We start from the raw sequence: 19,062 nt of genomic DNA, 5'->3' as shown, positions 1-19,062 counted from the left end.
GAAGGTAATGCTCCCGTGAAACCGCTTTATCTCAAGCTCCTCCGAATCGCCGTCACCCTCGCGGCGGTCGTCCTTGCCCTCTTCGCGTCCCAGCGCCTGTGGGATCACTACCAGGTCGAACCGTGGACCCGCGACGGCCGCGTGCGCGCCGACATCGTGCCGGTCACGCCCGACGTCTCCGGCCTCGTCACCCACGTGACGATCCACGACAACCAGTTCGTGAAGCAGGGCCAGGAACTCTTCCAGATCGACACCGAGCGCTACCGCCTGGCCGTCAAGCAGGCCGACGCGGCGGTCGCCACCGTACGCGCCAACCTCGAGCAGGCCCGCCGCGAAGCCCGCCGCAACGCACAGCTATCCAACCTGGTGGCGCAGGAAACCGTCGAACAGAGCCGCGAAAAGGTCGAACTCGGCGAAGCCCAGCTCGCCCAGGCCATCGCCAACCGGGATCTCGCCGTCCTCAATCTGGCCCGCACGAAGATCGTCGCGCCGGTGGACGGCTACCTCAGCGACCTGTCCCTGCGCTCGGGCAACTACGTGACCGCCGGCAAGCAGGTGCTCGCCGTGCTCGATACCCATTCCTTCCACGTGGACGGCTACTTCGAGGAAACCAAGCTGCAGGGCGTGAAGATCGGCCAGGCCGCCAGGATCCGCATCATGGGCCGCGAGCAAGAACTGCGCGGCCACGTGGAGAGCATCTCCGCCGGTATCGAGGACCGTGACCGCGCCAACGGCAACAACCTGCTGCCCAATGTGAACCCGGTGTTTACCTGGGTGCGCCTGGCGCAGCGGATTCCGGTGCGTATCGCCCTCGACGAAGTACCGAAGGACCTCCAGCTGGTCGCCGGCCTGACTGCTACGGTGGCAATCATCGACAAGGACGGCAAGATCGAAAGCGCCGCCCCGGCAAGCAAGGGCGGAGTCGCCAAATGAAGGCCCTGCACACCCTCGGCGTGGTCGGGCTCACCCTTGGTCTGGGCGCCTGCACCACGGTCGGCCCCGACTACCACCTGCCGGAAAAGGCCGCCATCAACCTGCCGGCAGCACAAGGCGCCTTCGTCGGCAGCAGCAACGCCAGCGTCCGCAGCGAGCCGCTGCCCGCCAACTGGTGGAAGCTCTACGACGACGCCACGCTCAACGGCCTCATCGAGACCGCCTTCGCCGCCAACACCCAGCTGCGTGTAGCCTCGGCCAATCTGGCGCGGGCCCATGCCATCGTCGCCGAGGCCGAGTCGGCCAGCGAACCGGGGGCACGCCTCAGCGGCGCCGTCGCCCGTGAAAAAGTTGCCGGCCAGGCCTACCTGCTGAAGGAGAGCATTCCGCCGATGAACCTCGGCATCGGTGGCCTCGCCGCCTCCTATCAGCTCGACCTGTTCGGCCAGTTGCGGCGCCTCACCGAAGCGGCCGAAGCCGACGCCGAAGCCAGCCAGGCCGCCGTTGACCTGGTGCGCGTCAATATCGCGGCCGACGTGGCCCGCGCCTACGTCGAAGCCTGCTCGGCCGGCTACCAGAAACAAGTCACCGAACGCGCCCTGCAGCAACAGGAAGACAATCTCGGCGTCGCCCGCAAGCTGGCCGACGCAGGGCGCGGCACAATTACCGACGTGACCCGCGCCAGGGCCCAGGTCGAACAGATCCGCGCCTCGCTGCCGGTTTACGAGGCCCACCGCAGCACCGCGCTATACACACTGGCCGCACTCACCGGCCGGCCGCCGGCAGAGTTTCCGAACGCCGTCGCAAGCTGCACTCAGCTTCCCAAGCTGAACGCGCCGATCCCGGTCGGCGACGGCACCGCACTGCTCAAGCGCCGCCCCGACATCCGCCAGGCCGAACGGGCGCTGGCTGGCGCGACGGCGCGCATCGGCGTGGCGACGGCGGCCCTCTACCCCACGGTATCCATCGGCCTGAGCGCGGGTCTCACCGGCCTTCTCCGCGACCTTGGCCAGCCCGATACCCAACGCTGGGGCATTGGTCCGCTGATCAGCTGGACGATTCCCGGCGGCCTCGAATACGCCCGCATCGAGATCGCCAAGGCCGGCGCCGAAGCCGCCCTGGCCCACTTCGACGGTGCAGTGCTCGGCGCGCTGCGCGACACGGAAACAGCCCTGGCGGTCTACGCCCGCGAGCTCGACCGCAATGCCGCGCTGCGCACCGCCCGCAAGGACGCCGCCGAGGCAGCGCGCCAGGTGGAAACCCTGTACCGCGGCGGACGCGCACCCTATATCAACGATCTGGACGCGCGGCGCAACCTCACCAGCGCCGATGCTGCCCTCGCCGTGTCGGACAGTCAGCTGGCCCTGGACCAGGTCAACCTGTTCCTGGCTCTCGGCGGCGGCTGGGAGCAGGCATCAAACGACAAGCAAGACCATCCCGCGAAGACCGCCGGGCATTACTGAACGACGGACGCCAGAAATAAAAAAACCAGCCCGAAGGCTGGTTTTTTTATGCGACGGCGAGGCCGGCGACTTACTTTTGGCTGAGCACCCAGGACACGAGGGTCTTGGCTTCGGCCGGGGTGACCTGCGGGTTGGGAGGCATCGGGACCTGGCCCCAGACGCCGGAGCCACCCTTCTGAACCTTCTCGACCAGCTTGGCCTCGGCGGTCTTGTCGCCCTTGTACTTGGCAGCCACGTCCTTGTAGGCGGGGCCGACAACCTTCTTGTCCACGGCATGGCAAGCCAGACAGTTCTTGGCCTTGGCCAGATCCAGACCGGCGTCGGCGAAGGCGGCGGAAGTGCCCATCAGACCGGCGATGGCGGCGACAGCAACGAGTTTCTTCATTGTGATCCTCTCGAGTTGTGTGGCAGAAAAAAGCTGCGCGGAGTCTACGCCCCGCCTTCGGGTTTGCCAATTACCGCGAGTGCGGCATCAAGCGCCGACCAGACAGCAAACGGTGGCAGACAAGTAACGCCCGAGCACAACCAAGCGTTGACGGTCTCACCAGCCGGCTTGTCAAGCACCGGCGGCAGGTTGGGCACGCCCGGCGGCAACCCCACGCACAGCAGGCCGGGTCGATAGCTTTCCATCACCCGGCGCAACCACTCGGGCAAAGCCGTAGGAGCCCCCCGCAAGACCAGCAAGGACGGCGGCTGCAGGTGTTCGGCCAGCGCGACGCCCAGGCTCGCAAACCCCATCGGACTGCTCGCCATCGCGGCATGAAAGGCCTGCAGCGTGCGCTCGGCGGCCGCCAGGTAACGCGTCTCGCCAGTCAGGTGACCGAGCCGCCCGAAGATCTGCGCAGCAATGCCGTTACCGGACGGCATCGCGTTGTCGTGGCCGCTCTTCGGACGGTGGATCAGCGCTTCATGATCGTGGCGGGTGAAGAAGAAGCCACCACCCGCCCGGTCCTCGAAGGCGTCGAGCAGCCCGTCGGCCAGGTCTTCGGCAAATTCCAGATCCTCCGGCCGGTAGGCCGCCTGCAGGCTCTCGATCAACGCGGCGATCAACAGCGCGTGATCATCCAGATAGGCATTCAGATGGGCCCGCCCGTCCTTGTAGGTTGCCAGCAGGCGACCCTCCTGCCAGAGGGTCTGACGGATAAAATCGATGGCCTGGGTCGCCGCCGCCAGCCAGTCGTTGCGGCCGAAGATGCGGGCCGCGTGGGCCAGGCCGTGGATCATCAACGCGTTCCAGCTGACCAGCAGCTTGTCGTCGCGGCCGGGGCGCACGCGGCCCTCCCGACGGGCGAACAGCTTGGCACGGGCGCGCTCCAGCGCGGCCTCCGCGTCGGGGAGCGTCATGCCGAGCTTGTCGGCCACGCCAGCCAGCGGTTTCGCCACGTAGAAATGCCAGCGCTTCTCCTCGAAGTTGGGCGGCCGCGCCAAGCCGTAGTGCTGGGACAGTACGCGGTACTCCAGATCATCGAGGCACTCACGCACCTCGGCCTTGTCCCATACGTAGAACTTGCCCTCCTCGTGTTCCGAGTCGGCGTCCAGCGAGGACGCGAACCCCCCCTCCGGCAGACGCATCTCACGCAACACCCATTCGGCCATGCGCTCGGCAACCAGGGCGAACAGCGGCTCGCCGGTGAGCGCCCATGCATCGGCATACAGTGCGAGCAAGGGCCCGTTGTCGTAGAGCATCTTCTCGAAGTGGGGAATATTCCACCAGCCATCCACGCTGTAGCGGGCGAAGCCGCCGCCCAGCTGGTCGAAGATGCCGCCTTCGGCCATGCCGCGCAGGGTTTTCAGCGCCATGTCGCGAGCCGCCACGTCACCGGTTGCAGCAAAGCGGCGCAGCAGGAAATCCAGGTCGGCTGGGTGCGGAAACTTGGGCGAACCGCCAAAGCCGCCATGTTCCTCGTCGAAAGTGGACGCCAGCCCCTCCTGCAGCGCACGCAGGGGCGCGCTGCTGAAATCCGACGGATGGGTGCTGCCGGTCGTCTCGCTGCGGGCCAGCGCGGCGCGCAGGCCCCGGTTCTGTTCGTCGATGGTCTGGCGCTGGGTCGTGAAGGCTTCATGGACCCGCTGCAGCAGATCCGGGAAGCCCGGCAGGTTGTAACGCGGCGCCTTCGGGAAATAGGTGCCGCTGAAGAAGGGGCTGCCGTCCGGCGTCAGGAACACCGTCAGCGGCCAGCCGCCGCCACGCCGCGCCAGCATCTGGTGGGCGGCCTGGTAGATCTGGTCGAGGTCGGGGCGCTCCTCCCTGTCCACCTTGATGTTGATGAACAGGCGGTTCATCAACACCGCCACTTCAGGATCCTCGAAGGACTCGTGGGCCATCACGTGGCACCAGTGGCAGGCCGAGTAGCCGATGGACAGCAGGATCGGCCGGTCTTCCCGGCGGGCCAGGTCGAGGGCCTCCTGGCACCAGGGCCACCAGTCCACCGGATTGTCGGCGTGCTGCTGAAGATAGGGTGAGGTTTCGTACTGCAGTCGGTTGGGCATGGGGGCTCCCGCAGGGTTTTGTCGGCTTTGTAGGGCGTCGTGCGTTGGAGCCCCGGTCCAAGCAAAAGTTGTGCAGTCTCAAGGAGACGTCGGGCTGCCCCAAGTTTCCGCTTCCCCCGCGGGGGACGGGCCGGGCGCAGTCCGGCCCTGGGGGCGCTCAAAAAGCGATCGCCACCGCAAACTGCAGGCGTACCCGGTGGTCCCGCTGGCCGTAGGCGAGATCCAGCGCGATGGGGCCCGCCGGGCTCTTCCAGCGTGGGCCGAAACCGTAGCCGAAGTTCATCTTGAACAGTTTGCGTTCGTCGTTGGCATTGCCGGCATCGACGAAGGTCGCCACGCCCCAGTCGCCGGAATACCAGTGCACATACTCGGCGCTGGTCACCGCCAGGTAGCGCCCGCCAACCGTTGCCGTGCCGTCGCGTACGCCCAGGCTCTGGTAGGCATAGCCGCGCACGCTCTGGGCGCCACCGGTACGGAACAGGAAGTCCTGCGGTACACCGTCACGGGACGGGGCCACCGTGACGCCGCCCTCCGCCCGCAGGATCAGCACATCGCGCTTGGCCACCGGCACGAAGAGCTGGTAGCGCCCATAGAAGCGCGCGAAGTTGCGGTCGGACAGCAGCACCTGGGCCGCGCCGCCGACCTGCAGGTTGAGCACTTGGCCATCCCGCGGATCGAGAATGTTGTCCACCGCCCGACGGGTCCACGACCAGTTGGCGGCCAGGGCCTTCCGGCTGGACGGCAGGCTGCCGTCTGGGGTCAGGGTTTCGTGCTGGAAATTGAGGGACAGACGGTTCTCGATGTTGCCGCGCGGAATGGTGCGCACCACGCCGATGGACTGGCGCTGGGTCTGCAGCCCGGAGATGTCGGTGTGCTCGACCAGCGCACCGACGCTGTCCAGGTAGCCCGTCGGGGACGGCGGCAGGAACACATCCGCGTAGCCGAGCTGGCGGCGCTGTTCGAGACGGATGCCGCTGACCAGGTTGTAGGCGCGGTCGAAGAAATGAGCATCCCGATAGGTGGTCTCGACCCGGTAGCCGGTGTTGCTACTGGCACCGACACCGAAACCCAGACGGCGCGGCAAGGCCTCGGTGAGCTGAACGCGCACCGGCACCGCGTCCGGCGTAGCCGACTCGCGGTCCACATCCACCACCACCGAGGCGAAATACGGCGTGTTCTGCAGCGCGGTCTGGAAGCGCAGCAGACGGTCCAGACTGTAAGGCTCGCCCTCCTTCGGCGGCTGGTAGCGTTCGATCAACGACGGGTCGTAGCTGCTCAGCCCGGTGATGTCGATCCGGCCGAAGCGGAAGACGGGCCCGGAATCCACATCGATAGTCAGCGTCGCGGTGGCCGTCTCCGGGTCGATCAGCGCATGGCTGGCGGTCATGCTCGCCGCAGCGTAATCGCGGGCACCCAGCGCGTCCATCAGTTGCTGCTTGGCCGAATCCCAGTCCGCCTGCCGGAAGGGGTGGCCGACGGGCAGGCCCCAGGCCGCCTTCAAGGCCTCGATCCGCGCCGGGCGCTCGCCTTCGGCGCGGCTCACATCACCGCTGAAATGCAGGTTCACCTGGCTGATCACGGTCCGACGCCCAGGCGTCACGACGATGCGGAAGACCTCGCCCGCCTCGACGCTCTCGATAGACGGGGAGAAATAGCCTTCGGTCGCCAGAATCTCGCCGATCTCCTTGCGCGCGCGCCGCAGGACGGCCACCCGCCCGCCCTCGTCCAGTCCGCCTTCCGGCCGCTGGTCGAGGAAGTCTGCATGCCTTTCAAGCAGGGGCCGCAAGTCATCCGGTGCAACCAGCTCGACACGGACGTCGGCAGCCTGCGCCCAGGCCGCCGCCCCCAGGGCGAGGCAGGTGAAGAACAGGCGAAGGGCGGATGGACGGCGCAGCACGGGCGGATTCTAGCAGCCCCTATTCCATCCGCGTGCCGCAGAACGTGCCGTGCGCTACCCGTCCCTCAGGCGCAGCAAGCCGGTGTTGCCCCCCGTCGCAGAGGTGTTCACCGTGACGCAGCGCTCATGGACCAGACGTTCCAGCGCATAGTCGGGCGCAGGGACGAGGAAGGGCAGGATCGCACCGTCCCTCTCCGCGAATGCGCTCCGCCAGCGGGCCGTGTCCTCCGACGGCAGGTCTGCCAGCACGGCGCCCCACATGCAGGTGAGCACGTCCGCACACGGCTCGACCCAGCAGCGGAGCGCCTCCGGCAGCGACGACAACCAGGCTGCCGCGGCCTCGTCCTCTGCCGGCAACAGCAGGCGGCAGTCGGTGGCCAGCGCAGCAGCGAGCTGGTGCAGCCACGCCACGGGATGATCTGCCAGTCCCAGGACGGCGCCACGGGAATGGAAATGGAGAGTATTGCGCTCCCCCGTCGGACCAGGCTGGGGGAGACTCACGCCAGCCAGCGACGCCCGACGATAGGCGGCAATCCGGGCGCGCAGTCCGGCCTTGATCGACTCATCGGGTAGGGACAGTACCGGCCCCGCCAGCCAGGCCTCCAGCACATCGAGCCCAGCCCTTGCCGGACGCGCCAGATCCGGCAAGGGCTGCGGCGCGCCATGCACCAGGCTGCGCAGGCTCAGGGGCCCACCGGCCTTCGGCCCGGTGCCCGACAGGCCCTCTCCGCCAAAGGGCTGCACGCCGACCACCGCGCCGATCATATTGCGGTTCACATACACATTGCCGACCGGTATGCGCCGGACAATTCTCTCGACAAAGGCATCCACCCGCGATTGGATACCCAGCGTCAGTCCGTAGCCGCTCGCCGCCAGCGTATCGAGCAAGGCATCCAGTTCCCCCGCCGCATAGCGCAGCACGTGCAGCACGGGACCGAAGACCTCCCGCGTCAGCTCGTCCGCCGTATTCAGTTCAATTACAGTCGGCACCACGAAGTACCCTTTCAGGCAGCCATCCGGCAGACTGCGGGTCAGCACCCGGTAGCGGTTGGCACGCATGGCGTCCACGTAGGCGTCGATCTTCACGCGGGCGTCGGCATCGATCAGCGGTCCCACGTCGGTGGCGAAGTCGTCGGGGCGGCCGACGCTCAGCTCGGCCATCGCCCCGTCGAGCAGGTCGAACACACGCTCGGCGATGTCCTCCTGCAGGCACAGCAGGCGCAGCGCTGAGCAGCGCTGGCCGGCGGAGTCGAAGGCAGAACCGAGCACGTCGGCAACGACCTGCTCAGGCAAGGCCGTCGAATCGACGATCATCGCGTTGAGGCCGCCGGTCTCGGCGATCAGCGGCACATCACCCCGGGCTGCCAGCACCCGATGGATGGCCGCAGCGACCGCCGTCGAACCGGTGAACATCACGCCGCAGACACGCGGGTCGGCCACCAAGCGCGCACCGATGATTTCGCCCAGCCCGGGCAGGCATTGCAGCATCGGGCGCGGCACGCCGGCTTCGTGCAGCAGCGCGACCGCCCGGTCGGCGATGAGGGGCGTCTGCTCGGCAGGCTTGGCCAGTACCGGGTTACCGGCAGCCAGCGCGGCGGCAATCTGCCCGACGAAGATCGCCAGCGGGAAATTCCACGGACTGATCGCCACCACTGGCCCCAAGGGACGGCTGCCGGCCAGATCGCCGGCACGCAGGCGACTGGCGTAATAGCAGCAGAAGTCCGCCGCCTCGCGGACCTCGCCTTGGGCGGCGGCGAAGGTCTTGCCGGCCTCCCGCACGATCAGCGCCACAAGCGCGTGGCTGCGCGCTTCCAGCGCCAAAGCCACTCGCTCCAGGCACAGGGCGCGCTGCTCCGGCGCGTCAACGGCCCAGCCCGACGCGTGTGCGGCCGCCGTCTGCAACGCCGCCTCCACATCAGCCATGCCGGCCCAGCGCACCATGCCGACCACTTCATCGAGCTGCGCCGGGTTGTGGATCACCTGCACCTCCGCCGTCTCCCCCTCTCCCGACGCAATGCGCGGCCCGGCATGCGGAGTTTCTTCCCGGCTGCGCTCGAGAGCGTTGAGGAAGGCCCGACGCACTCCATCTGCAGCCAGGTCGAAGCCCCGGCTGTTGCGCCGATCCACATACAGGTCGGCGGGTAGCGGGATCTGCAGGTGAGGGTTGCCGCCACTGGCCAGCACGCCGCGATACGGGTCGGCCACCAGTTCCGCCAAAGGTACAGACTCGTCCACGACCCGATTCACGAAACTGCTGTTGGCGCCGTTTTCGAGCAGGCGGCGCACCAGATAAGCCAGCAAGGTGGCATGGCTGCCCACTGGCGCATAAATGCGCACTGGACGACGCAGCACCGGATCTTCGGCCTGGGTAAGTTGTTCGAACAGGGTCTCGCCCATGCCATGCAAGCACTGGAACTCATAATCGCCGAGGCGGAAGGCCCCCCCCATTTCAAGCACTGCGGCGACCGTATGGGCGTTGTGGGTCGCGAACAGAGGGAACAGCGCATCCGGCGCCGCCAGCAGCGCACGGGCGCAGGCCAGGTAGGCCAGGTCGGTATGGGCCTTACGCGTATACACCGGGTAGTCGCTCAGGCCATCCTGCTGGGCCCGCTTGATCTCGGCGTCCCAATAGGCGCCCTTCACCAGACGCACCATCAGGCGCCGGCGCTTGCTGCGCGCCAACGCCACCAGCCAGTCGATGACGGCCGGAGCGCGCTTGTGATAGGCCTGCACGACAAAGCCCAACCCCTGCCAGCCGGCCAACGCAGGGTCGGCAACGAGCGCAGCCAGGACATCGAGGGACAGTTCGAGACGGTCGGACTCCTCCGCATCGATGGTCAGGCCGATGTCCTGGGCTTTGGCCAGCAGGCACAACTGACGCACCCGAGGCACCAGCTCGCGCATCACGCGGCGGTGCTGGGCCCAGCTGTAGCGGGGATGCAGGGCCGACAGCTTGATCGAAATTCCGTTGCGCTGCGACACGCCGTGCCAGCGGCCTTGCTCACCCACCGCGTGGATGGCCTGGGCGTAAGCGGTGGCATAGCGGGCCGCGTCGTCAGCGGTGACGGCCGCCTCGCCGAGCATGTCGAAGGAATACAGATAACTCGCTGCCGCGCCACTGGTGGTGCGCGTCAGGGCATCCTGGATGGTTTCCCCGACGACGAACTGCTGACCAACCAGGCGCATCGCCCGCTCCATCGCCTCGCGGAGCAAGGCCCCGCCGCTCCGTTGTAACAAGCCGAGCAAGGCACCGGGCATACGCCGCTCGTCATCGGGCGTCAGCAGGCGGCCGGTCAGCGCGAGGCTCCAGGCCGCCGCGTTCACGAACAAGGAAGGACTGTGCCCGATATGCCCCCACCAGTCCCGGTAGCACAACTTGTCGCGGATCAGTGCGTCACGCCCGGCCGCATCGGGAATGCGCAGCAGCGCCTCGGCAAGACACATCAACGCCACCCCTTCGCTACTGTCGAGGGAGAACTCGTTCATCAGCGCATCGACGCCGGTGGCCCGGCAGCGCGTGCTGCGTACGTTTGCGGCGAGGGATTCGGCGAGCGCCGAGATGCGCGCGGCCTGTGCTTGGGTAAAGCGGGCGCCGTCGATCAGCGGCGCCAGCGCTTCCGCCTCGGGTCGTCGGGCGGCGTCTTCGATGCGCCGACGCAAGGCGGCCAGGTCTGCATCGGAAGACAGGCATGAGGGGTCAAACGGCGCGGTCATGTCATCACCAGGCGAAAGCTGCGTACGCCCGATTCGACCACGGCCAGAGAAAACGATTCAACCGGGCCCGCATGCAGGCCCGGTTTTCAGGTAGGAAAGACTCAGCCTTCCAGGTGGTAACGGGTCACCAGTTCCACTTCGTTCTTCGAACCGAGCACCACTGGCACGCGCTGGTGCAGCTTGGTCGGCTGGATGTCGAGGATGCGCTCGCGCCCGGTGGTGGCCGCACCGCCGGCTGCTTCGACAATCATCGCCATCGGATTGGCTTCGTACATCAGGCGCAGCTTGCCGCCCTTGTCCTTCATCTTGCTGTCGAGGGGGTACATGAAGATGCCGCCGCGGGTCAGGATGCGGTGCACGTCGGCCACCATCGAGGCTACCCAGCGGGTGTTGAAATCCTTGCCACGCGGGCCTTCCTTACCCTCGCGCAGTTCGCGCACGTAGCGCTGCACCGGGGCTTCCCAGAAGCGCTCGTTGGAACCGTTGATGGCGTATTCTTTGGTGTCCTCGGGGATCGTCATGTACGGGTGGGTGTAGATGAAGCTGCCCATTTCCCGATCGAGGGTGAAACCATGCACACCGTCGCCGACGGTCAGCACGAGCTGGGTGGACGGGCCGTAGACCGAGTAGCCGGACGCAACCTGAGCGGTGCCGGGCTGCATGAAGTCCGCTTCGGTCGGTGCGGCGACGCTTTCCGGACAACGCAGCACGGAGAAAATCGTGCCGACCGAGATATTCACGTCGATGTTGGACGAGCCGTCGAGCGGATCGAACAACAGCAGGTAGGCGCCCTTCGGGTAGTCGCCGGTAATCGGACGGATCTCCTCGACCTCTTCCGAGGCCATCGCCGCCAAGTGGCCGCCCCATTCGTTGGCCTGGATCAGGATGTCGTTGGCGATCACGTCCAGCTTCTTCTGGGCCTCGCCCTGCACGTTGTCGCTGCCGGCCTCACCGAGGACGCCAGCCAAAGCGCCTTTGGACACATTGACGGCGATGGCCTTGACGGCACGTGCGACGACTTCGATCAGCAGGCGCAGATCGGCGCCCATCAGGCCCTTGCGCTGCTGTTCGATCAAAAACTGGGTAAGCGTGACTCGACGCATGACTCGATTCTCCGGAATTGCCTGTGAAAGTACGGATTATCGCCCGGATCGATGCCCTCCGTCGTTTATGATTAGCAGCTGGATTGCCCGGGACGGTCGCCCGCCCCTTCCGAAAACTATAAACAAGGCATCATGGAAGTCCTCGTCATCGGCGCCGGCCTGGCTGGCGTCACGAGCGCCTGGTATCTCAGCCAGGCCGGTTGCAAAGTCACCGTCGTGGAACGCCAGCCCGGTCCGGGCCTGGAAACCAGCTATGCCAATGGCGGGCAGATCTCCGTCAGCCATCCTGAACCGTGGGCCAACCCTGGCGCACCGGCCACGGTGCTGCGCTGGCTCGGTCGCAAGGACGCCCCACTGCTGTTCCATCCCAGAGCCGATGCAGCCCAATGGCGCTGGGCCCTGGCCTTCCTTCGTGAATGCCTGCCTGCACGCACGGCACGCAACACCGCAGCCATTGCCCACCTGGCCGACTATAGCCGTGACCAGTTGCGGGCCCTGCGTGCCGCCACCGGCATCGAATACGAAGCAGGTACCGGCGGCATCCTTCACCTGTTCATGGAGGCCAAGGATTTCGAACACGTCCCGGCCAAACTGCAGGTCCTGCTGGACCTCGGCATCCGCGCCCGGATCCTCGACCCGGATCAGGCCGTCGCGCTGGAGCCCGGACTTTCCACCATGCGCAATCGACTCGTTGGCGTGCTGCATGGTATCGACGACGAATGCGGCAACGCCCACCTGTTCTGCCGCGCATTGACTGTGAAGGCCCAGGAAGCGGGCGTCCGCTTCCTCTTCAACACAAAGCTGAACGCCTTCGAAGTCCTCGGTCAAGCCATCAGCGGTCTTCGCGTGGAGGATGCGGACGGCCGCAGCGGCATGCTGCGTGCGGATGCCTATGTGCTCGCTGCAGGCAGCTACAGCCCCTTGCTGACGCGTTCACTCGGCGAACGGCTACCGATCTATCCGGTCAAGGGCTATTCCATCACAGCCCCCATCATCGATTCCGAACGAGCTCCACGCCTGAGCCTGACCGACGAGGCGCGACGCGTGGTGTGCTCGCGGCTCGGCAATTTTCTGCGTGTCGCCGGTACCGCCGAACTCAATGGCTACAACCTGGAAGCCGATCCGGCACGCAGCGCAGCGATCGTGCAATGGCTGAACGAACACCTGCCCGGCGTCGCTGATTCCAGCCAAGCCGAGCACTGGTGCGGCCTTCGCCCGACAACGCCGGGCAACGTCCCATTGATCGGCCCGGCCCGCACCGGCAGACTGTTCTTCAACACCGGGCACGGTACGCTGGGATGGACACTGGCCTGTGGGTCTGGCCGAGCGATCGCCGATATTGTGACCGGTCACCAGCCTGAGCCGGACTTTCCCTTCCTCAGCTCCCGCCAACCCCGCCACTGACGCTGCTAGATCAGGCGTCGGCCGACTCTTCGAACAGGATGCGATAGACGAAGGCCGACAACACGACCTGCTCGGCGTGCGGCATCTCTTCGAACTGGACACCGTGGTGGACCTGGGGCTTTTCCCCTTCCGCCGCAGCGGTGGCATGCACCGAGCGAAGCACAGCCGGGATGGTCAGATACTCCTCGATATCATTGATCACAACCCGGAACTTGATCGCGATCCGGTCTTCCCTGACCCCCATCGGCGCCTTGGCGACCAGCATTGCGCCTCCGGTGCTCAAATCGAGAATCGTTGCCGCATGGGAACGCCCATCCGTGCCGCTTACTGCAGCGATCAGGTTGACCCGCGCCCGCGCACCGCGACGGACGACCAAGCCGCGGACCTGGCCGGGGTAAGTCAGGTGCAGGTGGGGAAAGGGGACATTCGCGACCTTGAAGATCGTCGTGCCGAAGGCATACACACTCTTGCCGGAGAACATGCGGACCACGAAGGTCTGCCCTTCCCGCATCAACAGCACCTTGCCATCCTGGCTGGGCGTGGTCACCAAGACGCTCTTGCCCTTCAGGAAACCAATCAACTTCACGTAATAGCGCTGCGGTCCTGCGTCATTTTGCACCTGCAGTTGCAGGGTATCGCCGATGTCGAGCTTGATGTCTTCAAAGGCACACAAATCGTCCGTCGGCCGCTCACCGCTATCCGTGTTCAGCCGCGTCTCTCGAATATTGAGCTTCCGGAACAGACCCCGCTCCATCAGGGCTTGCTTCTGACTCTCCGTTTCGACGACGACACCGCGAGCCATCAGCAGCTGCTTCTTCTCATCGTAGAGTGGCCATTCAACCGGCTTGCCGACCTCGATGTCACCGGCCCTGATTCGCATGTAAGACATAAGCCACCCACAGTCTGCCCAATGTGAGGCAGATATCGACACGCCACACTACGACTTTAGGAATAGCCCGTACCGAAGTCTGCCCGCAACACTATTTTGCGTCCGAAGATACAGCGATGCGCCGCAGCAAGACCGCTGACACATGAGCCAGCCCAGCCGCCTCGATGCGCGTCAGCAGCACGGTGATCCGCTGGACACGGCGCCCATTGGCGGACCTGTCATCCGACGACACACTCTGGGCACACAGCCGGCGCAATTCCTGCAGATCCGCCACAGCCGGCGGCACATAACCGGCATTGCGCAAAACCCGGTTGCCCATCCGCACTTCGACGGGAACCAGGAGGTCATCATCCAGCTCGAGAGGTCGCCCTTCTCCAGGCAAACCAGACAATTGGCCCTGGGCGATCGCCTCACGGATCCGCTCTTCCGCCAGGCAATCGAAGATATTCACGGATCGACCCGTGGATTCCGCTTCAGGCCGCCTCGGACTCAGCCTCGGTCTTGGCAGGTGGCGTGCAGCAGCCGGAAGATCCGTCGGCACAGCCCTCGTCCTTCGGCGGATTGCGGATTTCGCCGGTTTCAGTATCAAAACCGATGGACTCGAGATAAGCGGCGAGCGCCGCATCCATCGACGCCACGTGATTGTCGAACCACAGCGGCAATTCCTGGATCAACTGCCGGCCGAGGGCCGCATCTCCCCGCTCCAGGCGCTTGCGGACATCACGGCAAACTGCCAGAACGCGATCATGCTCGGCCTTGTGGCAACCGGGGAAACCGACGATTTCCATCCAACGGTTTTCCTGGTCAAAATGCTCGATGGTATGCGCGATAAAGACATCCATCGCCGCCAGCAGTGCTTCGCCGGATATGCCCAGCATGGCATTGTAGGCCTCGACGAATTCCTGGTGGGTCTGATCCATCGGCCCCAGGCCGAGGGCAAGTTTGTCAGTCCATTCCATGGCTGCCATGATGGAAAACCTCAAAGAGTGAGACGGGGCGCAACTCTAACCCGGACGCTGCGGTCTGGACCTGAGCCAGATCAAGCGCCACCGGAGCCCGGCGCATTTTTATTTGACGAGCTTGAGGTGGCTGCGGAGGCCCCCCTTGGGCGGCTCGGGTGTGTCGTCCGGTTCCGCCGATGCCAACTCGGAAACCTCGGAGTCCAGATCAGCCTCGCCATCGGGCAATCCGGAAACCTCGAAGGCCATCCCGTGCCCGTTCTCGCGGGCATAGATCGCCGCCACATTCTCGACAGGAATCGAGATGTTCTGGGCGACGCCACCGAAACGGGCCTGGAAGGCGATCAGCTCGTTGCCCATGACCAGGCTCTGCGTCGCAGTGGGACTGACGTTGAGCACGATCTGACCATCCTGCACAAAGTTGTGCGGCACGATGGTGTGCCTGTCGACGGCGACCGCAAGATAGGGCGTCAGGCCCTGATCGGTACACCACTGGAAAATCGCCCGGATCAGGTAAGGCTTGGTGGAGATTTCGCTCATGACGAAGGCTTTCCGGTGAGTGCCAAGATGAAAAGTCGCAGTGGGGCCGCCACGCGGCGGCCCTCGTTGGCAATCAGCGCCGCATGACCTTTTCGGACGGGGTCATCGCATCGATGAAGCCCTGGCGGCTGAAGATACGCTCGGCGTACTTCATGAGCGGCGCCGCGGAACGCGGCAGCTCGATACCGTAGTGGTCCAGACGCCACAGCAGCGGTGCGATTGCCACGTCGAGCATGGAGAACTCTTCGCCAAGAAGGAACTTCTGCTTCGTGAACATCGGCGCAAGCTGGGTCAGCTGGTCACGCACGTGAGCGCGCTCCTTGTCGGCGCCCTTGGGATTCTTTTCCAGCGCATCGATATGCGAGAACAGCTCAAGTTCGAAGGTGTGCAGCAGCTGACGAGCACGGGCGCGCATGATCGGGTCGGGCGGCATCAGCTGGGGATGCGGAAAGCGCTCGTCGATGTATTCGTTGATGATGTTGGACTCATAGAGCACAAGATCGCGATCCACCAGCACCGGAACCCGGTTATACGGATTGATGACCGCGATGTCTTCCGGCTTGTTGAAGAGATCAACGTCAATCACCTGGAAATCCATGCCCTTTTCAAAGAGCACGATACGGCACCGGTGACTGAAAGGATCTGTCGTTCCGGAATACAAATTCATCATCGTTGTGTTACCCCACGGATACAAAAAATCATGCACCACGCGCCAAGCGCGTGGTGCGTCTTGCTAAAAGACAGCAAGGGACTGCATCGACCGGAACGCGCAGATTAGTGCACGTCTCTCCAGTAGTTCTTCTTCAGAAGATAGGAAAGAACGAAGAGAAGGCCAAGGAAAGCGATCACGGCAGTACCGATGGACTTGCGCGTCTCCGCCATCGGCTCCCCCATCCAGACCAGGTAGGAGACGAGGTCGGCCACGGCGTGGTCGTACTCTTCTGCAGTCATCTTGCCCGGCTTAGCCGGCGCCTCGATCTCGATTTCCTTCGACTTGCCGCCATGGCCGTCGTCGTGCTCGTTGATCTTGGCGGTCGGCTCACCCTGCAGTTCGTACAGCACATGCGGCATGCCGACGTTTTCGAATACCTTGTTGTTCCAGCCGGTCGGACGGGCGTCGTCACGGTAGAAGCTGCGCAGGTAGGTGTACAGCCAGTCTGCACCACTGCCGAACTCGGACGCGCGCGAACGGGAGATCACGGTGAGGTCCGGAGGTGCTGCACCAAACCAGGCCTTGGCCTCGTCACGCTGCATCGCGATGCGCATCGGCTCGCCGATCTTGTCGGCCGTGAACATCAGGTTGTCCTTGATCATTTGCTCGGACAAACCGATCTGCTGCAGGCGGTTGTAGCGCATGTAGCTGGCGCCGTGGCAGTTCAGACAGTAATTGACGAACAGCTTGGCGCCGTTCTGCAGGGCAGCCGGCTCGGTCGAGATCGGAGCCTTGTCCAGATGCAGTTCAGGGCCGTTGGCCAGGGCCATCAGCGGTGTGAACAGAAGAGCTGTCAAAAGTTTTTTCATGGCTTTCATTCTCATTAACCGGTCACGCGTTCGGGCTCGGGCTTGCACTTGTCCATCTTCGACCACCACGGCATGGTGATGAAGAACAGGAAGTAGTACAGGCTGAACAGCTGGGCCACGGGAGCGCCCGGGATCACGCCGAAGAAAGCATAGGAAGGCGGTTTGGTACCGAGGAAGCCAAGGATGGCGAAGGCGACGACGAACAGAGCCAGCAGGGACTTGTAGATCGGGCCACGGTAACGAATCGACTTCACCGGGCTACGGTCGAGCCACGGCAGGAAGGCCAGGATCACCACACCAGCCCCCATCGCAACCACGCCCCAGAACTTGGCATCGAGGCCAAACAACGGCCACACCATCGCACGCAGCAGGGAGTAGAACGGGGTGAAGTACCACACCGGCGCAATGTGCGGCGGAGTCTTCAGCGGGTCGGCCGGGATGAAGTTGTTGTACTCGAGGAAGTAGCCGCCGCCTTCAGGTGCGAAGAACACAATGAAGGAGAAGACGATCAGGAAACCGACCACGCCCACGATGTCCTTGACGGTGTAGTAGGGGTGGAAGGGGATGCCGTCCAGCGGGTGGCCATCAGCGCCCTTTTTCTTCTTGATCTCGACGCCATCCGGGTTGTTGGAGCCGACTTCGTGCAGTGCGACGATGTGGGCAACGACCAGGCCGATGAGGATCAGCGGCACGGCGATGACGTGGAAGGAGAAGAAGCGGTTCAGGGTCGCGTCGGACACCACGAAGTCGCCGCGGATCACGATGGAGAGATCGGGACCGATGACGGGAATCGCGGAGAACAGGTTCACGATGACCTGAGCGCCCCAGAAGGACATCTGGCCCCAGGGCAGCAGGTAGCCCATGAAGGCCTCGGCCATCAGGGCCAGGAAGATCAGGGTGCCGAAAACCCAGATCAGCTCGCGGGGCTTGCGGTAGGAGCCGTAGAGCAGGCCGCGGAACATGTGCAGATACACCACCACGAAGAACGCAGAAGCGCCGGTGGAGTGCAGGTAACGGATGATCCAGCCACCCGGCACATCGCGCATGATGTACTCGACGGACGCGAAGGCCGCCGGGATGCCGGAAGCGTTGAGCGCGGCATCCGGCTTGTAGTGCATGACCAGGAAGATGCCGGTCACGATCTGGATCACCAGCACCAGTAGGGCCAGCGAACCGAAGAAGTACCAGAAGTTGAAGTTCTTGGGTGCGTAGTACTCGGTGAGGTGCCCCTTGATGGACGACGTCAGCGGGAAGCGCGCGTCAACCCAATCCAGTACCGCTTGAGCTTTGGTGGTCATCGTTTATGCCTTTCCGTCTTCGCCGATCAGAATCTTGGTATCGGCCAGGTACTTGTGCGGCGGAACCTCGAGGTTGTCCGGCGCCGGCTTGTTCTTGTAGACGCGACCAGCCAGATCGAAGGTCGAACCGTGGCAGGGGCACAGGAAGCCGCCTACCCAGTCGGCGCTCACGCCGCTCTCGGCACCGGTCTTGAACTTGTCGGAAGGAGAACAGCCCAAGTGAGTACAGATGCCGACCGCAACCATGATCTCCGGCTTGATGGAGCGGGTTTCGTTCTTGGCATACTCAGGCTGTTGCGGCTTGTCGGACTTCGGGTCACTGACAAGCTCATCGGTCTTTTTCAGGGAATCCAGCATTTCCTTGGTGCGGTTGATGATCCACACCGGCTTGCCGCGCCATTCGACGGTCATCATCTGACCCGGCTGCAGCTTGCTGATATCCACTTCAACCGGAGCACCGGCTGCCTTTGCTCGTTCGGACGGAGTCAGGCTACCGACGAACGGAACGGCGACGGCCACTGCGGCCACGCCCCCCGCAGCCGACGTTGCCAGCAACAACTGGCGTCGCCCACCGTCCATTTTTTGATCCACGCTCATGGCCCACTAACCTCAGTAAAAGAGACTTCGAAGATCGCAATACGGAAAACTTGCGGAGTATAGCGAAAACCCTTATCCAAAAAAAGTCCCAATACGCTAAACCCGCGCCAGCATTGGAAAATATGGAATTCCCGGGTTCTTTATTGGGGTATGAAAGATCCTTTTCGCACCTATCGAAAGTACGTTTATATTGCAGCGCGCCAGACAATTGGGACACAGCAACGGCATAATCCGGAACCGCCGCCGACCGCGTC

The 19,062-nt window shown here is 64.5% G+C and carries 16 protein-coding genes; 3 read left to right on the top strand and 13 right to left on the bottom strand.

Features of this window, described 5'->3' with window-relative positions; all coding sequences use genetic code 11:
* The first annotated feature begins 15 nt into the window (after positions 1-15).
* Both AC1PPK_RS10425 and AC1PPK_RS10420 read left to right on the top strand, forming a co-directional pair.
* Complete coding sequence (locus AC1PPK_RS10425; protein WP_481117750.1) at positions 16-933, top strand: efflux RND transporter periplasmic adaptor subunit; 918 nt, start codon at positions 16-18, stop codon at positions 931-933.
* Positions 930-2,396, top strand: coding sequence for an efflux transporter outer membrane subunit (locus tag AC1PPK_RS10420; RefSeq protein WP_481117749.1), 1,467 nt, complete (start codon positions 930-932; stop codon positions 2,394-2,396). Before AC1PPK_RS10425 ends, AC1PPK_RS10420 begins: the two co-directional genes overlap by 4 nt.
* 70 nt (positions 2,397-2,466) lie before the next feature.
* Here AC1PPK_RS10420 and AC1PPK_RS10415 read toward each other — a convergent pair whose 3' ends face one another.
* The 5 genes from AC1PPK_RS10415 to AC1PPK_RS10395 all read right to left on the bottom strand — a co-directional run bounded on the left by AC1PPK_RS10415 (position 2,467) and on the right by AC1PPK_RS10395 (position 11,600).
* Positions 2,467-2,781 carry a c-type cytochrome gene (locus tag AC1PPK_RS10415; RefSeq protein ID WP_481117748.1) on the bottom strand — a complete coding sequence of 105 codons (315 nt, stop codon included), beginning with the start codon at positions 2,779-2,781 and terminating at the stop codon, positions 2,467-2,469.
* A gap of 44 nt (positions 2,782-2,825) precedes the next feature.
* Complete coding sequence (locus AC1PPK_RS10410; RefSeq protein ID WP_481117747.1) at positions 2,826-4,886, bottom strand: thioredoxin domain-containing protein; 2,061 nt, start codon at positions 4,884-4,886, stop codon at positions 2,826-2,828.
* Positions 4,887-5,043: 157 nt separating this feature from the next.
* On the bottom strand, positions 5,044-6,783 hold the full coding sequence (locus AC1PPK_RS10405; RefSeq protein WP_481117746.1) for an autotransporter assembly complex protein TamA: 1,740 nt from the start codon (positions 6,781-6,783) through the stop codon (positions 5,044-5,046).
* Positions 6,784-6,837: 54 nt separating this feature from the next.
* Positions 6,838-10,497 carry a bifunctional proline dehydrogenase/L-glutamate gamma-semialdehyde dehydrogenase PutA gene (gene putA / locus AC1PPK_RS10400; protein WP_481117745.1) on the bottom strand — a complete coding sequence of 1,220 codons (3,660 nt, stop codon included), beginning with the start codon at positions 10,495-10,497 and terminating at the stop codon, positions 6,838-6,840.
* A 101-nt stretch (positions 10,498-10,598) separates the two neighbouring features.
* Positions 10,599-11,600: a class 1 fructose-bisphosphatase gene (locus tag AC1PPK_RS10395; protein WP_481117744.1), complete on the bottom strand. Its 1,002-nt coding sequence runs from the start codon at positions 11,598-11,600 to the stop codon at positions 10,599-10,601.
* Between the two features lie 132 nt (positions 11,601-11,732).
* On the opposite strand from AC1PPK_RS10395, the gene AC1PPK_RS10390 reads away from it, so the two are divergent.
* Positions 11,733-13,004: a D-amino acid dehydrogenase gene (locus AC1PPK_RS10390; RefSeq protein ID WP_481117743.1), complete on the top strand. Its 1,272-nt coding sequence runs from the start codon at positions 11,733-11,735 to the stop codon at positions 13,002-13,004.
* A gap of 10 nt (positions 13,005-13,014) precedes the next feature.
* Here AC1PPK_RS10390 and AC1PPK_RS10385 read toward each other — a convergent pair whose 3' ends face one another.
* From AC1PPK_RS10385 to petA, 8 genes are all read right to left on the bottom strand, one after another.
* Positions 13,015-13,884: a flagellar brake protein gene (locus tag AC1PPK_RS10385; protein WP_481117742.1), complete on the bottom strand. Its 870-nt coding sequence runs from the start codon at positions 13,882-13,884 to the stop codon at positions 13,015-13,017.
* Between the two features lie 100 nt (positions 13,885-13,984).
* A complete protein-coding gene (locus AC1PPK_RS10380) occupies positions 13,985-14,344 on the bottom strand; it encodes a DnaJ family domain-containing protein (RefSeq protein ID WP_481117741.1) in 360 nt (119 codons plus the stop codon).
* 22 nt (positions 14,345-14,366) lie between these two features.
* The gene (locus AC1PPK_RS10375) at positions 14,367-14,861 is read right to left on the bottom strand and encodes a hemerythrin domain-containing protein (RefSeq protein WP_481117740.1); all 495 of its coding nucleotides are present in this window, start codon (positions 14,859-14,861) and stop codon (positions 14,367-14,369) included.
* 99 nt (positions 14,862-14,960) lie between these two features.
* On the bottom strand, positions 14,961-15,392 hold the full coding sequence (locus AC1PPK_RS10370) for a ClpXP protease specificity-enhancing factor (RefSeq protein WP_481117739.1): 432 nt from the start codon (positions 15,390-15,392) through the stop codon (positions 14,961-14,963).
* A gap of 73 nt (positions 15,393-15,465) precedes the next feature.
* Positions 15,466-16,062: a glutathione S-transferase N-terminal domain-containing protein gene (locus AC1PPK_RS10365; protein WP_374486684.1), complete on the bottom strand. Its 597-nt coding sequence runs from the start codon at positions 16,060-16,062 to the stop codon at positions 15,466-15,468.
* A 104-nt stretch (positions 16,063-16,166) separates the two neighbouring features.
* Entirely contained in the window at positions 16,167-16,913 is a 747-nt protein-coding gene (locus AC1PPK_RS10360; RefSeq protein WP_481117738.1) for a cytochrome c1, read from the bottom strand.
* 14 nt (positions 16,914-16,927) lie between these two features.
* Complete coding sequence (locus AC1PPK_RS10355) at positions 16,928-18,211, bottom strand: cytochrome b (RefSeq protein WP_481117737.1); 1,284 nt, start codon at positions 18,209-18,211, stop codon at positions 16,928-16,930.
* A 3-nt stretch (positions 18,212-18,214) separates the two neighbouring features.
* Positions 18,215-18,808: a ubiquinol-cytochrome c reductase iron-sulfur subunit gene (gene petA / locus AC1PPK_RS10350; RefSeq protein ID WP_481117736.1), complete on the bottom strand. Its 594-nt coding sequence runs from the start codon at positions 18,806-18,808 to the stop codon at positions 18,215-18,217.
* Between the last annotated feature and the right edge of the window lie 254 nt (positions 18,809-19,062).

The sequence above is a fragment of the Zoogloea sp. JDB1 genome (genome assembly GCF_056724025.1).
The sequence above is the reverse complement of the archived record's forward strand: the minus strand, read 5'-3'. Positions and strand labels throughout refer to the sequence as shown.

Excerpts from the sequence above, each read along its gene's own strand:
- petA (WP_481117736.1), bottom strand. The coding sequence starts at position 18,808 with ATGAGCGTGGATCAAAAAATGGACGGTGGGCGACGCCAGTTGTTGCTG.
- AC1PPK_RS10385 (WP_481117742.1), bottom strand. The coding sequence starts at position 13,884 with ATGCGAATCAGGGCCGGTGACATCGAGGTCGGCAAGCCGGTTGAATGG.
- AC1PPK_RS10395 (WP_481117744.1), bottom strand. The coding sequence starts at position 11,600 with ATGCGTCGAGTCACGCTTACCCAGTTTTTGATCGAACAGCAGCGCAAG.
- AC1PPK_RS10355 (WP_481117737.1), bottom strand. The coding sequence starts at position 18,211 with ATGACCACCAAAGCTCAAGCGGTACTGGATTGGGTTGACGCGCGCTTC.
- AC1PPK_RS10420 (WP_481117749.1), top strand. The coding sequence starts at position 930 with ATGAAGGCCCTGCACACCCTCGGCGTGGTCGGGCTCACCCTTGGTCTG.
- AC1PPK_RS10365 (WP_374486684.1), bottom strand. The coding sequence starts at position 16,062 with ATGATGAATTTGTATTCCGGAACGACAGATCCTTTCAGTCACCGGTGC.
- AC1PPK_RS10370 (WP_481117739.1), bottom strand. The coding sequence starts at position 15,392 with ATGAGCGAAATCTCCACCAAGCCTTACCTGATCCGGGCGATTTTCCAG.
- AC1PPK_RS10360 (WP_481117738.1), bottom strand. The coding sequence starts at position 16,913 with ATGAAAAAACTTTTGACAGCTCTTCTGTTCACACCGCTGATGGCCCTG.
- putA (WP_481117745.1), bottom strand. The coding sequence starts at position 10,497 with ATGACCGCGCCGTTTGACCCCTCATGCCTGTCTTCCGATGCAGACCTG.
- AC1PPK_RS10375 (WP_481117740.1), bottom strand. The coding sequence starts at position 14,861 with ATGGCAGCCATGGAATGGACTGACAAACTTGCCCTCGGCCTGGGGCCG.
- AC1PPK_RS10410 (WP_481117747.1), bottom strand. The coding sequence starts at position 4,886 with ATGCCCAACCGACTGCAGTACGAAACCTCACCCTATCTTCAGCAGCAC.
- AC1PPK_RS10415 (WP_481117748.1), bottom strand. The coding sequence starts at position 2,781 with ATGAAGAAACTCGTTGCTGTCGCCGCCATCGCCGGTCTGATGGGCACT.
- AC1PPK_RS10390 (WP_481117743.1), top strand. The coding sequence starts at position 11,733 with ATGGAAGTCCTCGTCATCGGCGCCGGCCTGGCTGGCGTCACGAGCGCC.